Here is a 15,190-nt window from a genome sequence, read left to right as displayed (position 1 = left end):
CACGGCAGCCGGGCCCTTGGACAAGGACGACGCGAGCGGGCAGCGAACCGTTCCCCTCATCCGCCGCGCTTGATCTGCCGCAGGACGGTCTGGTCGGTGATCGTGGTGTCGGTGGCGAGCATGAGGGCCTTGCTGAGGATCAGGGAGAGGCGGTCGTCCTCGAAGGGCAGGAACACCTTGCCGCCGGTCGCGCGGCGGGCGGGGACGACGCACAGGTAGGTGTCGTCGGGTGCCATGAGGATGTTGGCCGAGCCCAGGTGGATGCGGTAGGTGGTGAGGTCGCCCCGGACGACGAGGTAGCGGCCGTCGAGGCTGCACCGGTCGGCGATCCGCAGGCGCGGCAGGATGCGCGCCAGCGCCTCGCGGCGCGCCTCGGCACTCTCGGTCAGCTCGGCGAACCCGGCGGCCCGCTCCCAGTAGGCGCGCGCGGGGCCCCGGTCGCTCCAGTCGGGATCGGCGGCGATCGACGTCACGCCGACGAAGAGGTCCACGTCCCGCATCGCCTCGCTGAACACCAGCGGCGGCACGTCGGCCAGCCCTGTCTCCCGCCACGCGCCGTCCGTGCGGCGGTCGAACCGGACCTGATCGGTGGCGGCCAGTTCGTGGTCGTCCGTCCAGTCGGCCAGGGAGTGGAAGAACCGGGCCCGCCACCGCCCCGCCCCGAAGGTCCGCACCGCCGCGTCCTCGCCTCCGCCGTCCCAGGGGCCGAGCAGGTCGCTCGTCCACCCCCGAGCCCTGAACAGCCCGCGCATCCTGCGGTAGTGCACGAGGTGCGCGGCGAAGCGGTTGGAGTAGACCCCGGTCTCCTCCTCCGCCGGAGTGAGCAGGTATATCTCGCGGAACGCCTGCTTGAACGGCTGCCGGATCCGCCGTTCGGTGAGCAGATCCCGCCAGGCCCGCACGGCTTCGGGAGCGGAGCGGATCGGGTGCCACAGCCGTACGGACGCGTCGTCCGGCGCTTCGGGCAGTGCCCCGGCCTCGGGCAGGACCGCCTGCCACGAGCCGGGCGCGACCTCGACCTCCCAGATCAGCCGGCGCACGACGGTCCGGGCGAGCGGATGCCCGGCCAGTTCGGTGCGCCACCAGCCGTACGGGTGGACGGCGTCGACGGTGAAGCCGCCCTCCAGCGCTCGCGCGAGGGTGCCGAGCTGGACCCCCACCCGCTTGACCAGGTCGCGCAACTCCTTGACCAGGGAGCCGTGTTCGCGGCGGACCGGTGCGGGCACGCCGCGCAGCGGGCGGCCGTCCTTCTCCCAGGTGAGTTCCGCGCTCCCGTCGACCGTGACGACCGCCGCGTAGTCACCCGCCGGGCGGCGCAGCACCCCGGAGGCGTCGAATCCGAGCGTCGGAAGCCGCAGGGCCACGTCCGTCCGCTCGGCCAGGGCCGTCTCCATCTTCCTGAGCATCTTGTCGAGCTGTTTGGGCACCCCCGCGTGCCGGACGATCGTCCGCACGCCCCGCAGGGCGGTCACCAACTCCGGCGTGGGGAAGTCCTGCCCGGCGCGGGCCAGTTCGTACAGCAGCGCCTGCGACGGCAGCGTCCTGGCCGCGGTCGGGGCGACCGCGATGCCGGGCAGCAGCCGGTCGAACAGCGCGGGCAGCCACGGCTCGTCGCGCAGCAGCGCGACCCGCGCGGCGTGCCCGAGCGCGACGACCTCCCCGTCCGTGAACGCCTTGTCCGCCCGGTACGGGATCCGGCCCGCGTGGAGGGCGTCGGCGCGGTCCGCCGCCGTCTCCAGCGCGCGGCGGGCGAACGCGGCGTAGGCGGGGACGGCGGCGATTCCCGGCCAGGCGTCCGGGTGGCGCGGCGGCGAGACGAACGAATGGGCCCGGTCGGTCTCGGACAGCAGCGCCCGTTCGGCCGGGCTCAGGCGGGTGATGACGTGGATCTCGTCCACGGCGATGGGGCCCTCGTTCCGTAGCAGCCGCTCGGTGGCGGCGCGCAGTGTGGTGCCGTCCGCGAGACCCGCCACGGCGAGCAGTGCGTACGGCTGGCGGATGTCGTCCCTCTCCAGGAGGAACTCGGTCAGGGTCCGGGCCGGTTTGGCCAGTTCGGGCCACGGGCCTGTGCAGCGCACCAGGGCGCCCGCTCCCAGCGTGAGGTCCGCCCAGTTCCGCGCCTCCCGCTGGGCGACGAGCGCATCGAACATCCGCCGGCAGGCGGCGGGCGTGAAGCGCGGCTGGCGCTCCTTGGCCGCGTCCTCGACCGCGAAGCGGACCGTCGTCGTCGCGTGGGTGGCCCCGCGGCCCGCGCGGTAGGCCGCCGGGAGCAGCTCGCCCAGTTCCTCGTCCGAGATCCGGGACAGATCCGGGACCAGGACGTCGAGGCGGAACGCCGGCTCGGTCAGGGCGCGCATCAGCCGGGCGGCGAGGTCCATCAGGCGCTCCTCCTGATCTGCCGCAGGACGGTCTGGTCGGTGATCGTGGTGTCGGTGGCGAGCATGAGGGCCTTGCTGAGGATCAGGGAGAGGCGGTCGTCCTCGAAGGGCAGGAACACCTTGCCGCCGGTCGCGCGGCGGGCGGGGACGACGCACAGGTAGGTGTCGTCGGGTGCCATGAGGATGTTGGCCGAGCCCAGGTGGATGCGGTAGGTGGTGAGGTCGCCCCGGACGACGAGGTAGCGGCGGTCGAGGGTGCACCGGTCGGCGATCCGCAGGCGCGGCAGGATGCGCGCCAGCGCCTCGCGGCGGATCTCCGCGCTCGCCGTCAGCTCGCCGAACGTGGCCGTCCGCCAGTAGTCGGTCCAGCGGCGCTCGCCGCGGTCCGCCCACTCGGTGTCGGCCGCGATGGAGGTCACGGCCACGAACAGGTCGACGTCCCGCATCGCCTCGCTGAACACCAGCGGCGGCACCTCGGACAGCCGGGCCTCCCGCCAGCGCCGCCCGTCCCGCCGCTCGAACCGGACCTGGTCCGTGGACGCGTGCTCGGGCGCGTAGCCGTAGTCGTCGCCGGCGGGCTCGTGGTAGAAGCACGCGCGCCACTCGCCGTCTCCGAACTCCGCTCGCGCCCTGCCGTCGTGGCCGCCGTCGTGCGAGCCGAGGAAGTTCGCCGGCCAGCCGCGCTCCTTGAAGAGCGCGTACAGCTGCCGGTAGTGCACGATGTGGGCGGCGAAGCGGTTGGAGTAGACGCCGGTCTCCTCCTCCGCCGGAGTGAGCAGGTAGATCTCCCGGAACGCCTGCTTGAACGGCTGCCGCAGCCGGTCGGCGACGATCCGCGCCCGCCACGCCCCGACCTCGCCCGCGCGGGCGCGGAGCGGATGCCACAGCCGGACGCGCCCGCACCCGGCGGGCGGCTCGGCCCCGGGCGCCACCGCGTGCCACCCGCCGTCGGCGTCCTGGAACTCCCAGATGAGACCGCGGGCGACCACCCCGGTCACCGGATGGTCGCGGTAGTGGCGGCACCACTCCTCGTACGGCCACTCGCGCTCGGCCGACATCAGCGACTCCAGGCGGGCCCGCTCGCCCGCCAGCGTGCCCCGCACCTCCTTGGCCAGGGCCTTGAGCTCCCTCAGTTCGTCCGGGAACCCCTCCTTCACCGCCGCGGGGGCCGTGCGGGAGGCCCGTCCGCCGGGGGCGGTGAACGTGAGCCGTACCGTCGTCGCGTCCTCGACGGCCAACCGGACCCGGTGGCCGCCCAGTTCGCGTTCCACGGAGCCGTCCGGCGCCAGGCCGTGGGCGGGCACGCTGCGCTCGACGAGCTGGCCCGCCGTGATGCCCTGTCGGGCGGCGGCCGTCACCAGCGCGGTGTCGACCTGCTTGCGCAGGGCCCGGTGCCTGATCCTCGCCTGGAGCCGCCACAGGGCCTCCAGTGCGGTCACGTCGCCCACCTCGGCCAGCGCGTTGATCGCGGCGCCCGCGAGCTTGAGGTCCTCGCTCAGGCCGGGCCCGAGGCCGGCCCGCAGGGCCAGTGCGGTGAGCCCGGGCACCGCCTCCGGGCCGCCGGTCAGCGCGGCCGCCCAGACGGCACCGCGCGCCAGGTCCGCGTCGCCCCGCCGGACGACGGAGTTCCAGGGGTGGCCCTCGGGCGCGCCGGTGTCCGCGTCGCCGCCCCCGCCGTGCCCCGGACCGTCCTCGGTCAGTGCCCGCAGCATGCCGGAGGCGAGGTCACGCGCCGAGGCCGCCTCCACGAGCGTGAGGCAGGTCTGCCGCCACCGCTGGGTGGGGCGCGGCCCCGGCAGGCTCGCCAGATGACGGACGAGGCCGGCCAGCTCCGCCGACGGCGCGGTCCGCGCGCGGTCGCGCAGCGGGGCGGCCCAGCGGGCGTGCGGAGGGATCAGTCCCTCGGGGATCCACGCCTCGTCGACACTCGCGAGCAGCTCACGCAGACGCCCGGCGAGCCCGATGCGCAGGCGCGTCTCGACATCGGCCCGCATCAGCTTGGCGTGGGCGTGCCGAAGCCGGGGGGCGAGTGCCCGGTGCGCGTCGGCGTCGAGCCGCTCGGCCACGTCCAGCGTCGTCCCCAGCGACGCGGCGAACCAGAAGCCCATGTCGTACTGCGCGGTGCGGTGCAGCATCACCGCGACCTCGTCGGTCGTCCAGCCGTCCACCCGCCGGACGAGGGCCTCTATCTCGGTGTCGTACTGCCAGAAGCCCCGCTGGTCGAAGCGGGCGGCCAGCATCAGGCACAGCACCGCGGCCCTGCCGTCGTCGTCCGAGCAGGCCGCGAGCCGCCGGTCGATCTCGGCCGAGGTCGCCGCGCACGCCTCCTGCCACCGCTCGTAGCCGTCCGCACCCTGCCACACGGAGGGGTCCCAGCGGGACTCCGACCGCCGGCGCTCCAGCAGGTCGACGAGCCAGCGCACGCGGTCCAGCGCGGCGCACCGCACGTCGTCGAGCGAGTCATGGACACGGTATGCGGCCACCAGGGCGTCGTAGAGCATGTCCGGGATCTTGGCAGGGGGGACTGACAACGCGATCTGCCTGCGGGTTCGCCGACTCCCTCGCCTCCGCCGCGCGCGCCGCGCCCGGGGGGCGGGGACGCGGGACATAGTGGCGGCGGAAGTATTTAGCATGGAGTCGGCATACCGAAGACCGATCGGGTGAAAGGTGCGGTGCGAGTGTTCTCGGTGGAGGTGGCGCGATCCGGTCGCGCCCTGGTGCTCGGCCTGAGCGGCGAGCTGGACCACGAGAGCGTGGTGCAGTTCCACGAGGCCTCGGACACCGCGGTGACCGAAGCCTCGGGCACCGGCGCCGGCGGACCCGCAGGCACCGCCGTCACCTCCGCCGCCGTGGTCACCGCGGCCACCACCGACGCCACCGGGGCCGGTGCCCCGCCCCTCGTGGTGGCCGACTGCTCCCGCCTGCTGTTCTGCGATTCCTCCGGCATCGGCGCCTTCGTCCGGCTGTACCAGCGGCTGCTGCCGCACGGCGCGGCGCTGCGGATCGCCGCCGCACCGCCCTCGGTACGGCGGGCGTTCTCCCTGACCGGCCTGGACGGGCCCATCCCCGTGCACCCGACCGTGGACGAGGCGCTGGTCAGGACGGTAGGGCATGATTTGCTGGATGACCTGCCGGCCGGGACGCGGCCGCGGTCCGCGGGGGAGGGAAGACGGGGATGACAGCCAAACCCAAGCAGAGGTTGACGCCTGCTGCCGCGTTCCCGGCCGGACGCGTCCGCACGGCACCGGGCGCCGAGGACGACCTGTCGGTGCTCTTCGGCCAGTCGAGGGCGCTGTTCGCCTCCCTGGTCGGACCGGCCCACGTCCTGAAGTCGGCCAATCCCGCCTTCTTCGCCGCCATCGGCGGCGGGGGACGGCAGCGCACCGGCGTGCCCCTCGGGGAGCTGGTGCCGGAGCTGGCCACGCCGGACTTCCTCGCCGCGCTGGACCGCGTCTACCGCACCGGCGAGCGCCATGTGGGCCGGGACGTCCGCTTCGTCCTGGGCGCGGGCGCCGGGGCGCACGAGATCTTCGTCGACTTCACCTACGAGGCGCGCCGGGACGCGGGCGGCAACGTCGTCGGCGTCCGCATGATCGGCGTGGAGACCACGCAGGCGAAGCACGCCCAGCGGCTGGCCGCCGAGCACCGGGTGCTGCTGGAGCAGATCGCCCGGCAGGCACCGCTGGAGGACGTGCTGGACGGCATGTGCCGGGCGATCGAGGAACTGTCGCCCGGCGTGATCGTCTCGGTGCTGCTCGCCGACGAGGACGGACGGCACCTGCGCCACGGAGCGGCCCCGAGCCTGCCCGAGTTCTACAACCGGGCCATCGACGGCATCGCCACCGGGGAGGGGGCCGGTTCCTGCGGCACCGCCGCCTTCCGCCGGGAGCCGGTCGTCGTCACCGACATCGCCGCCGACCCGCTGTGGAAGGACTTCCGGGAGCTGGCCGCGCAGGCCGGCGTCGCGGCCTGCTGGTCCACGCCCGTCCTGGCCCGCGACGGCCGTCTGCTGGGCACCTTCGCGATGTACCACCGGACGCCGCGCGCCCCGCTGGACGTCGACCTGGCCCTGGCCCGCGTCTTCGCCGACACCGCCGCCCTGGCCGTCGAACGGCACCGGGTCGAGCAGGCGCGCCGGGCCGCGGACGCCCGCGAGAAGGCGGCCCGCGACGACCTCGCCTTCCTGCTGTCGGCCAGCAACGCCCTCGCGGCCATCCTGGACGAGACGCAGATCCTGCACCGGGCGGCCACCCTGTGCACCCCGACCCTGGCGCCCCTGGCCGCGGTCGACGTCCTCGACGCCGGCCGTCTGCGGCGCGTGGCGGTGGCGGCACCCGACGCGCAGGACAGTGCCCTCCTGGCCGCCCACATACCGGGCCCCGCCGACCAGGACGCCGTGTCCCGCGTGTTCGCGTCCGGGATCACCGAGGTGGCCCGCCGCACGCCCACCGGCCCCGGCCCCTGGGAGGACCTGGGCGTGACCGGCTACCTGTGCATCCCGCTCACCGACCGCGGCCGGCCCTTCGGGGTGCTCACGCTGCTGTCCACCGCCGAGAACTCCTTCGACGGCCACAAGGTCGCGCTGGCGGAGGAGCTGGCGCGGCGCGCCGCCTCCGCCGCCCGCAACGCACGGCAGTACCGGCAGCGCGTCGCCCTCGCCCGGGACCTGCAGACCGGACTGCTCCTGCCCGACCTGCCGGACATCCCCGGCGCCGAGTTGGCCGCCCACTACCATCCCGCGGGCGAGGGCCTGGAGATCGGCGGCGACTTCTACGACGTCTTCCCGCTCGACGACGGCTCCTGGGCGTTCGTGCTCGGCGACGTCTGCGGGCGGGGCGCGCTCGCCGCCACCACCACCGCCCTGGTCCGGCACACCGCCCGCGCCGTGGCCCCCCTGCTGCCCGGACCGGTCGACGTCGTCAACGCCGTCGAGAAGGCGCTGAACGACCGCCCCGCGGGCTATGGGAACGGCTTCGTCACCCTCATCTGCGGCCGGATGACCTCGACGCCCGAGGGCCTGGCCGTCGACCTCGTGCGCGCCGGCCACACGCTGCCCCTGCTGCTCGACGCCGAGCACAACGTCACCACCGTCGAGGTCGAGGGCGGCCTGCTCGGCATCGGCATCGACGCGAAACCACGGGTGCGCAGCCTCCTGCTCCGGCCGCACGAGAGCCTGCTGCTCTACACCGACGGCATCACCGAATGCCACCCCCCGACGAGCCGGGAGCAGTACGGCGACGAGCGGCTCGCCCGCGCGCTGGCCGCCGCCCCGCACCGGCCGGGCGCGCAGGACGTCCTCGAAGCCGTCACCGGCGACGTACGGACGTTCACCGGCGGCGGTGACGTGGACGACGACCAGGCCGCTCTGGTCATCACCGCCACATGAGCGCGGACGCGGTGGCTCCCCCCGCGGGGACGGGGCCGAGGAAGAGGAACGAGACATCGGACGGCAAAGGGGCGAGGCACCGGTTCATGCACCAGGCAGTGGACGAACCCGGCGGTGACGAGCCGCGCACGCGGCCCGTACGGGCGGCCGTGGCCTACGACACCTCCATGAGCTCGGGACTGATCTCCGACTCCCGGGACTTCGTCCGGTCCTTCCTCGTGCACCTGGAGTCGGTGTGCGACGCCCCCGTGTCCCGTCAGGCGATGGCCACGGCCCAGATCGTGGTCAGCGAACTGGTGACCAACGCCCTCAAGTACGCGCGCGGCTCCTGCCTGGTGCAGCTCGAAGCGGGCGCCGACTCCCTCGAGGTGGCGGTGTGGGACTCCAGTCCCGTCCTCCCGGTGGTCCGGCAGCCGGACCCGGGACGGGTGGGCCAGCACGGCCTGGAGATCGTCAAGGCCCTGTGCCGGAGCGTGGAGAGCCACTCGGCCTCGGCGGGCAAATGGGTGCGGGCCGTCGTCGCGCTCACCGACTGACCGACCGAACGACTGACCGACCGCCCGAGCGACGGGCCCGGCCGGCTCCGACCGGCCGGGCGACTCGTGTGCGCGGCCCCCCCGTCCCGTCCAGTGGCCGTCGGCCGTCGGGAGCGCCAGCATGGAAAGGGAGCGTGTCCGCACGTGGGCACCGTCGGGAGGACGGACATGACCGACGACACCCAGGTCCTGGTCGTGGGCGCGGGCCCGGTGGGCCTGACCGCGGCACTCGAACTACGGCGCCGAGGCGTCGACTGCCGTCTCGTCGACCTCTTGCCCGAACGCCTGCCGTACGCCAGGGCGGTGGGCGTCCAGCCGAGAACGCTGGAGATCTGGGACCGCTCCGGAGTGGCGCGGGCGGCGCTCGACGCCGCCGTGCCGATGCGCGGACAGCTCGTGTACGTCGACGGAGCCGAACAGGAACGGATCGAGCTGAGGCTGCCACCCGAAGTGCCGTACGGCTTCGCGGCGCTGCCGCAGTACGAGACAGAGCGCATCCTGGAGGAGCGCCTCGCCGTTCACGGCTCGCACGTCGAACGCGGCACCGCGCTCGTCTCCTTCACCCAGGACGCGAAGGGCGTCACCAGCAGGCTGCGCACGGCCGCCGGGGAGGACCGGGAGATCCGGTCGGAATTCCTCGTCGGATGCGACGGCGCGCACAGCGTCGTCCGCGAACAGCTCGGGCTGTCCTTCGAGGGCGGCGCGTTCCCCGCGGAGTACATGCTCGCCGACGTCGAGCTCGACTGGGGACTGCCCGCCGGCTACGGGGTGCGCGCCATGCACCGGGCCGAGGACGGGACCGTCGACGACCTGCTGGTGTGCGTGCCGCTGCCCGGCCGGTCCCGCTACCGGGTGTCGACGACGGTTTCGCCCGAACTGTCGCACGACCGGGCACCGGAGGCGGGTGAGCCGGCGCACGGGCCGGACAACGGTCAGGCGCCCCGGATCGAGTACATCGCGAAGGTGCTCGAACGCCTCTCGCCGGTGCCGTGCACCGCGTCGGCGCTGCGCTGGTCGTCGGTGTTCCGCATCAGCCACCGGATCGTGGACCGCTACGCCGACGGCCGGGTCTTCGTCGCCGGTGACGCCGCGCACATCCACCCGCCCACCGGCGCGCAGGGCATGAACACCGGCATCCAGGACGCGTACAACCTCGCCTGGAAGCTGGCGCTCACCGCCAAGGGCGTCGCACAGCCCCGGCTCCTGGAGAGCTACGAGGCCGAACGCAGACCGGTGGGGGAGGAGGTCGTCGGCCGCACGGTGCGGCACGCCGCCGAGGGCGTGCACGCCGACGCCGGCGACCCCGCCACCGTGATGATGCGCGAGGCCCAACTGCTCGTCTCCTACCCGGGCAGCCCCGTCGTCGAGCGGGACGCGACCGGGGGAGCGGGACCGGGTCCGGTCGCCGGCGACCGCGCGCCCGACTGCACGGGACTGCGCGACGCGCTCTGCGCCTTCCCGCTGCGCCTGTTCGACCTGCTGCGGGAGCGCGACCACGTCCTCCTGCTCTACGCCGACTCCGCCGACCGGACCGCGGACTTCGACGAACTCGCCGAGGAGGCGAGGAACGTGGCCCGGGGCGAGCTGACCTGCTACGCACTGCTCGCCGTCGGCGTCGAGGCGCCCGGCCTGCTGCTGCCGGTGATCCATGACGGAGCCGGGGAGTTCCGACGCGCGTACGGGGCCGAGGGATCCACCGCGCTCCTGATCCGCCCGGACGGCCACCTCGGTGTGCGAGCCGCTCCGGCGAACCGCCTGGACGTACTGGCCGCGCTGGCACGCGTGTTCATCTGAGGCATACGCATCACCGCATGAATGCAAGGCGCTTGACGGCGGCTCAGAAATTCATGGCCGTCGAGCCTGAGGAGTGCGCATCAGCGCAGTGCATCAACGTCACTTGACGGTGCCTCTGGAGTCCGTGACCGCCGAGAGGGGCTCAGTCGTCCTCCACGGCCCGCCGCACGCGCCGGGACGGGGAGAACGCGTACAGGTCGAGGATCTCAGGCACTTCGGCGAGCCCCGGCCCGCCCGCCCCCACCCAGGCCGTGATGTCGGCCGTGGCGTCGGGATCGTTGACCAGTCCGAGCCAGACCGGCCGCCCGCCCGCGGCGCGCCCGGCAGCGGACGGTTGTACGACGACGACGTTGGCCTGTTCGCAGGCGTCCAGGCAGTTCACCGCCCGTACCTGGGCGATCGGTCCCAGCTCCGCCTTCAACGTGGCGAGTTGGGCCTGGTGGTCCACGCCGGGGACCTTGCCGGTGCCGCAGCAGCATCCCCGGCACACGGTCACGGTGCACCGGGGCGCGGCCTGCGCGGCCCGCGCGGGCGTCCTGCGCCGGCTCATGCGGCGGCCCGCTTCCAGGCGGCCTCGCGCAGCAGCCGCAGTCCGTTGAGGCCGACGATGACGGTCGAGCCCTCGTGCCCCGCGACACCCAGCGGCAGCGGCAGGGTGCCGGCGAGGTCCCACACGACCAGGCCGGTGATGAACACCCCGGCGACGACGAGGTTCTGCACGACGAGCCGGCGCGCCCGGCGCGACAGCGCGATCACGGCGGGAACGGTGGCGAGCTCGTCGCGGACGATCACCGCGTCGGCGGTCTCCAGCGCCAGGTCGGACCCGGCCCGGCCCATGGCGACGCCGGTGTGCGCGGCGGCCAGCGCAGGAGCGTCGTTGACGCCGTCGCCCACCACCATCACCCTGCGGCCGGCCGCCTCCAGCTTCCTGACCGCGCCCACCTTCTCCTCGGGCAGCAGCCCGGCGCGCACCTCCTCGATGCCGGCCTCGGCGGCGAGGCGGGCGGCGGCGCGCGGGTTGTCGCCGGTGAGCAGCAGGGGCGCGGTGCCGGTGAGGGACGTCAGGGCGGAGACCGTCGCGGCGGCGCCCGTGCGCAGCCGGTCGGCGATGCCGAGGACACCCACCGGGGAGTCGTCCACCGTCACCAGGACCGCCGTCCGTCCGCCCTCCTCCAGCTCGGCGGCGAGGACGGTGGCGCGCGCCGCGGCGGCGTCCGCCCTTCCGCGCAGCAGCCGGGCCGGGGCGCCGACCGCGACCGCGCGCCCGTCGACGGTGGCGGTCACGCCGACGCCGGGCGTGGACGCGAAGTCCTCGGCCGCCGGGAGGGTGAGCCCCCGCTCGCGGGCCGCCTCCACCACCGCCCGCGCCAGCGGATGCTCGCTCGGGTGCTCCGCGGCGGCCGCGAGCACCAGCAACTCGCCGGACTCCAGCCCGGATCCGGCGAACGGCCGTACGTCGCTCACCCGGGGCGCGCCCTCGGTCAGTGTGCCGGTCTTGTCCAGCGCCACCGCGTCGACCTGCCCGAGCCGCTCCATGACCACGGCCGACTTGACCAGGACGCCGTGCCGGCCGGCGTTGGCGATGGCGGACAGCAGGGGCGGCATCGTGGCCAGGACGACGGCGCAGGGCGAGGCCACGATCATGAAGGTCATGGCCCGCAGCAGCGCCTCGCTGAGCGCCGCGCCGACGGCGAGCGGCACCAGGAACACGGCGAGGGTCGCGGCCACCATGCCCAGCGAGTAGCGCTGTTCGACCTTCTCGATGAACAACTGGGTCGGCGCCTTGGTCTCGGAGGCCTCCTCGACCATGCGGACGATCCGCGCGATCACCGAGTCGGAGGCGTCCCGCTCCACGCGAACGCGCAGCGCGCCGGTGCCGTTGAGCGTGCCGGCGTAGACCTCGTCGCCCTTCTCCTTGGCCACGGGCAGGGGTTCGCCGGTGATGGTGGCCTGGTCGACGTCACTGGCGCCGTCGAGCACCCGGCCGTCGGCGCCGACCCGCTCGCCGGGCCGGACGAGCACGGTGTCGCCGACGGACAGCTCCGGCAGACGGACGGTCTCCTCGCCGCCGTCGCCGTCCACGCGGGTGGCCGTGGCGGGAGCCAGGTCGAGCAGCCCCCGGACGGAGTCGGCGGTCCGGGCCGTGGCGAGCGCCTCCAGCGCCCCCGAGGTGGCGAAGATGACGATGAGCAGCGCGCCCTCCCTCACCTGCCCGATCGCCGCCGCCCCGAGCGCGGCGACGACCATCAGCAGATCGACGTCGAGGGTCCTCGCGCGCAGCGCCCGCAGCCCCGCCCAGCCCGGCTCCCAGCCGCCCGAGGCGTACGTCAGCGCGTACAGCGGGCCCCAGGCCCAGGCCGGGGCGCCGGCCAGTTGCAGGGGCAGGGCGAGCAGGAAGAGTACGGTGGCCGCGGCCGCCCAGCGGGCCTCGGGCAGCGCGAACACCCGGGTGCGGCGCCGGGGGGCACCGCTCGCGCGGTCGGGCGCGGCCCGGTCGACCGGGGCCGGGGCCAGGGTGGAGGTCATCGGTGCGGAAGTCCTTCGCGGGAGCGTGAACGGGATGCGGGCAGCCGGACGGGCGGCACCGCTCCCGCCACCGTACAGGAGCGCATGAAGAAGCGTTCATGCGTTCATGGGTGGTTCTCCGTAGGATGAAGGCCATGGGCCACGGAGCTGACGCCAAGACCACCGCCACCGCGCGCGAGCGCCTGGAGACCGTGGGCGCCGCCGACGTGGCCGCCACGCTGCAGGCCCTCGCCACCCCGTCCCGGCTGCGGATCCTGGCCCGCCTCCAGGAGGGCCCCTGCGCGGCCACGGAACTCGCCGACGCGGTCGGCATGGAGCAGTCCGCCTGCTCCCACCAGCTGCGCCTGCTGCGCAACCTCGGGCTGGTCACCGGCGAGCGCCGGGGCCGCTCGGTCATCTACGCCCTGTACGACAACCACGTCGCCGAGCTCCTCGAGCAGGCCCTCTACCACGTGGAGCACCTCCGCCTCGGCCTGCGCGACGCCCCCGCCCCGGCGGCCGCGGCCGCGGCCCCCTGAGCCGGGGCGCCCACGACCGGCGCCCGCGGCAGGCCGAAGGCCGGCACGCGGAGGCGGTATCCGGCGGCCGACCCTAGATTGGGCAGAGTCGGCGAGGACGGCGGGACGGGAAAGACGATGGCACCGCAGGTCGATCATGCCGCGCTCTTCGCGGCCACGCCCAGCCCCTACCTGGTCCTCGGCCCCGACCTGGTGATCGTCGACGTGAACGACGCCTACCTGGAGGTGACCGGGCGGACCAGCGAGGAGCTGATCGGCCAGCACCTCTTCACGGCGTACCCCGACAACCCCGCCGACCCCGAGGCCGACGGCGTACGCAACCTCGACGCCTCCCTGCACCGGGTGCTCAGCACCCGCCGCGCGGACACCATGGCGCTGCAGAAGTACGACATCCCGGTGCCCGGCCGGCCCGGCGTGTTCGAGGAGCGCTGGTGGTCCCCGGTCAACACGCCCGTCCTCGGCCCCGACGGCCAGGTGGCGTGGATCATCCACCGGGTGGAGGACGTCACCGCGTACATCAAGGCCCACCGGGCCGCCCACCCCGGTCTGCGGCTGGGCGTCCGCCTGGAGGAAACCCAGGCGCTGGAGGCCGAACTGTACGCGCGCGCACGGGAGCTTCAGCGGCTGAACGAGGAGCTGCGGCGGGCCCACGCCCGCGAACGCGAGGTCGCCGTCACGCTCCAGGAGGCCATGCTGCACGTCCCCGACCTGGCCCACCACCGGCACGACGTCGCGGTGCGCTACCTGCCCGCCACCGGCTCGCTGAACATCTGCGGCGACTGGTACGACGTCGTCGACATCGCGCCGGACCGGCTCGCCCTCGCCGTCGGCGACGTCATCGGCCACGGTCTCCAGGCCGCCGCCGTCATGGGCATGCTCCGCAGCGCCCTGTCCGCCGCCATCCGCGCGCAGGAACGTCCCGCGCAGGCACTGGAGGTGCTCGGCCTGTACGCGCGGTCGGTCGAGGGGGCCCTCGGCACCACCGCGGTCAAGGCGATGGTCGACACCCGCAGCTGTCTGATCACCTACAGCACCGCCGGCCACCCGCCGGCCATCCTCGCCCACTCCGACGGTGGCTACGAGCTGCTCGACCAGGCCACCGACCCGCCCCTGGGCACGCGCCCGCAGCACGTCCCGCGCCCCCAGGCCAGCGTCCACTACACGCGCGGCGACACCCTGGTGCTCTACACCGACGGCCTCATCGAACGCCGCGACGAGGACATCGACGTGGGCCTGCGCCGGCTGGCCGAGGCGGTCACCGAGTGCGCCCGGCTCGGCACCGAACAGCTCGCCGACACCCTGCTGGCCCGGCTCGGCGTCGCCAGCGGGGGCCGCGACGACATCGCCCTGATCGTCGTCAGACTGTGAGCGGTCCGCCGGCTCCGGTGTGTCCGCCGGCTCGGGTCTGCCCGCACGCTCTGATCGGTCCGCACGCTCTGATCGGTCCGCGGACTCCGATCGGTCCGCACGCTCTGATCGGTCCGCGGACTCCGATCGGTCCGCGGACTCCGACCGGTCCGCGGACTCCGATCGGTCCGCGCGCTCCGATCGGTCCGCGGGCTCAGCCGGAGGGGCGCTCCCACACGCCGGGGCCGCCGCCCCGCCACTCGATCCGCCGCGACTGCGTGACGTAGGCCCGGTCGGCCTCCTCGATCCCGGCCCGCCGCAGGAAATCGACGACGTCCAGCGGCCCGTACGCCATGCCGAAGAAGTGGTCGCCCACCCGGACCCGCCGTCCGCCGTCCTCGGCGGGCGGGTACACGACCACGGGCGGTCCAGGAGGCATGACCCCAGCATGATCCGAGCCGGACGCGGCTGCATCCGCAGGCCGCCGCCGCACCGAAGCACGGGGCGAGGGTTCCGGATCGGGCCCCCGACCGCCCCCCGGCTCTGCTTACGGGAAACCAACGCCGGGGGGCGACCTCCGCGCCCCGCGCCCTCCCCGCACTCGCCCGGCTCCCCAGGCTCGCCCGGCTCCCCAGGCTCGCCCGGCTCCCCGCACTCGCCCGGCTCCCCAGGCTCGCGCGGCTCCGCCCGCTGACCAGGCTCCCC

11 protein-coding genes are annotated in these 15,190 nt (G+C 74.5%); 6 read left to right on the top strand and 5 right to left on the bottom strand.

Annotation, left to right across the window (positions count from 1 at the left end):
* Positions 1-56: 56 nt before the first annotated feature.
* Positions 57-2,378, bottom strand: a complete 2,322-nt coding sequence (locus ACIPM1_RS25835) for a DUF4132 domain-containing protein (RefSeq protein ID WP_402438614.1) — start codon at positions 2,376-2,378, stop codon at positions 57-59.
* The gene (locus ACIPM1_RS25830) at positions 2,378-4,879 is read right to left on the bottom strand and encodes a DUF4132 domain-containing protein (protein ID WP_402438612.1); all 2,502 of its coding nucleotides are present in this window, start codon (positions 4,877-4,879) and stop codon (positions 2,378-2,380) included. The genes ACIPM1_RS25835 and ACIPM1_RS25830 overlap by 1 nt, the downstream gene beginning before the upstream one ends.
* Positions 4,880-5,050: 171 nt before the next feature.
* Here ACIPM1_RS25830 and ACIPM1_RS25825 point away from each other — a divergent pair, with 171 nt between their 5' ends.
* The 4 genes from ACIPM1_RS25825 to ACIPM1_RS25810 all read left to right on the top strand — a co-directional run bounded on the left by ACIPM1_RS25825 (position 5,051) and on the right by ACIPM1_RS25810 (position 10,094).
* Positions 5,051-5,557, top strand: coding sequence for an STAS domain-containing protein (locus ACIPM1_RS25825; RefSeq protein WP_402438610.1), 507 nt, complete (start codon positions 5,051-5,053; stop codon positions 5,555-5,557).
* Positions 5,554-7,764, top strand: coding sequence for a SpoIIE family protein phosphatase (locus ACIPM1_RS25820; RefSeq protein ID WP_402438609.1), 2,211 nt, complete (start codon positions 5,554-5,556; stop codon positions 7,762-7,764). Before ACIPM1_RS25825 ends, ACIPM1_RS25820 begins: the two co-directional genes overlap by 4 nt.
* Before the next feature lie 86 nt (positions 7,765-7,850).
* Complete coding sequence (locus tag ACIPM1_RS25815; protein ID WP_356183296.1) at positions 7,851-8,300, top strand: ATP-binding protein; 450 nt, start codon at positions 7,851-7,853, stop codon at positions 8,298-8,300.
* A gap of 168 nt (positions 8,301-8,468) precedes the next feature.
* A complete protein-coding gene (locus ACIPM1_RS25810) occupies positions 8,469-10,094 on the top strand; it encodes an FAD-dependent monooxygenase (protein WP_402438607.1) in 1,626 nt (541 codons plus the stop codon).
* Positions 10,095-10,236: 142 nt separating this feature from the next.
* On the opposite strand, the gene ACIPM1_RS25805 is transcribed toward ACIPM1_RS25810, so the two are convergent.
* Both ACIPM1_RS25805 and ACIPM1_RS25800 read right to left on the bottom strand, forming a co-directional pair.
* Positions 10,237-10,644, bottom strand: coding sequence for a (2Fe-2S) ferredoxin domain-containing protein (locus tag ACIPM1_RS25805; protein WP_402438605.1), 408 nt, complete (start codon positions 10,642-10,644; stop codon positions 10,237-10,239).
* A complete protein-coding gene (locus ACIPM1_RS25800) occupies positions 10,641-12,620 on the bottom strand; it encodes a heavy metal translocating P-type ATPase (protein WP_402438604.1) in 1,980 nt (659 codons plus the stop codon). The genes ACIPM1_RS25805 and ACIPM1_RS25800 overlap by 4 nt, the downstream gene beginning before the upstream one ends.
* A 134-nt stretch (positions 12,621-12,754) precedes the next feature.
* Here ACIPM1_RS25800 and ACIPM1_RS25795 point away from each other — a divergent pair, with 134 nt between their 5' ends.
* Both ACIPM1_RS25795 and ACIPM1_RS25790 read left to right on the top strand, forming a co-directional pair.
* Positions 12,755-13,138: a metalloregulator ArsR/SmtB family transcription factor gene (locus ACIPM1_RS25795; protein ID WP_356183308.1), complete on the top strand. Its 384-nt coding sequence runs from the start codon at positions 12,755-12,757 to the stop codon at positions 13,136-13,138.
* A gap of 117 nt (positions 13,139-13,255) precedes the next feature.
* A complete protein-coding gene (locus tag ACIPM1_RS25790) occupies positions 13,256-14,506 on the top strand; it encodes a SpoIIE family protein phosphatase (protein ID WP_402438602.1) in 1,251 nt (416 codons plus the stop codon).
* Positions 14,507-14,699: 193 nt separating this feature from the next.
* Here ACIPM1_RS25790 and ACIPM1_RS25785 read toward each other — a convergent pair whose 3' ends face one another.
* Positions 14,700-14,924, bottom strand: coding sequence for a hypothetical protein (locus ACIPM1_RS25785; protein ID WP_356183315.1), 225 nt, complete (start codon positions 14,922-14,924; stop codon positions 14,700-14,702).
* Positions 14,925-15,190: the final 266 nt, after the last annotated feature.

Source organism: Streptomyces sp. NPDC086766 (genome assembly GCF_044746005.1).
Taxonomy (GTDB): Bacteria; Actinomycetota; Actinomycetes; order Streptomycetales; family Streptomycetaceae; genus Streptomyces.
Note: the sequence above shows the minus strand (reverse complement) of the source record. Positions and strands in the feature narration are given on the sequence as shown.

Bases quoted from the DNA above. Each gene is read 5' to 3' on its own strand.
- ACIPM1_RS25835 (WP_402438614.1), bottom strand. From the start codon at position 2,378: ATGGACCTCGCCGCCCGGCTGATGCGCGCCCTGACCGAGCCGGCGTTC.
- ACIPM1_RS25830 (WP_402438612.1), bottom strand. From the start codon at position 4,879: ATGCTCTACGACGCCCTGGTGGCCGCATACCGTGTCCATGACTCGCTC.
- ACIPM1_RS25820 (WP_402438609.1), top strand. From the start codon at position 5,554: ATGACAGCCAAACCCAAGCAGAGGTTGACGCCTGCTGCCGCGTTCCCG.
- ACIPM1_RS25815 (WP_356183296.1), top strand. From the start codon at position 7,851: ATGCACCAGGCAGTGGACGAACCCGGCGGTGACGAGCCGCGCACGCGG.
- ACIPM1_RS25810 (WP_402438607.1), top strand. From the start codon at position 8,469: ATGACCGACGACACCCAGGTCCTGGTCGTGGGCGCGGGCCCGGTGGGC.
- ACIPM1_RS25805 (WP_402438605.1), bottom strand. From the start codon at position 10,644: ATGAGCCGGCGCAGGACGCCCGCGCGGGCCGCGCAGGCCGCGCCCCGG.
- ACIPM1_RS25800 (WP_402438604.1), bottom strand. From the start codon at position 12,620: ATGACCTCCACCCTGGCCCCGGCCCCGGTCGACCGGGCCGCGCCCGAC.
- ACIPM1_RS25795 (WP_356183308.1), top strand. From the start codon at position 12,755: ATGGGCCACGGAGCTGACGCCAAGACCACCGCCACCGCGCGCGAGCGC.
- ACIPM1_RS25790 (WP_402438602.1), top strand. From the start codon at position 13,256: ATGGCACCGCAGGTCGATCATGCCGCGCTCTTCGCGGCCACGCCCAGC.
- ACIPM1_RS25785 (WP_356183315.1), bottom strand. From the start codon at position 14,924: ATGCCTCCTGGACCGCCCGTGGTCGTGTACCCGCCCGCCGAGGACGGC.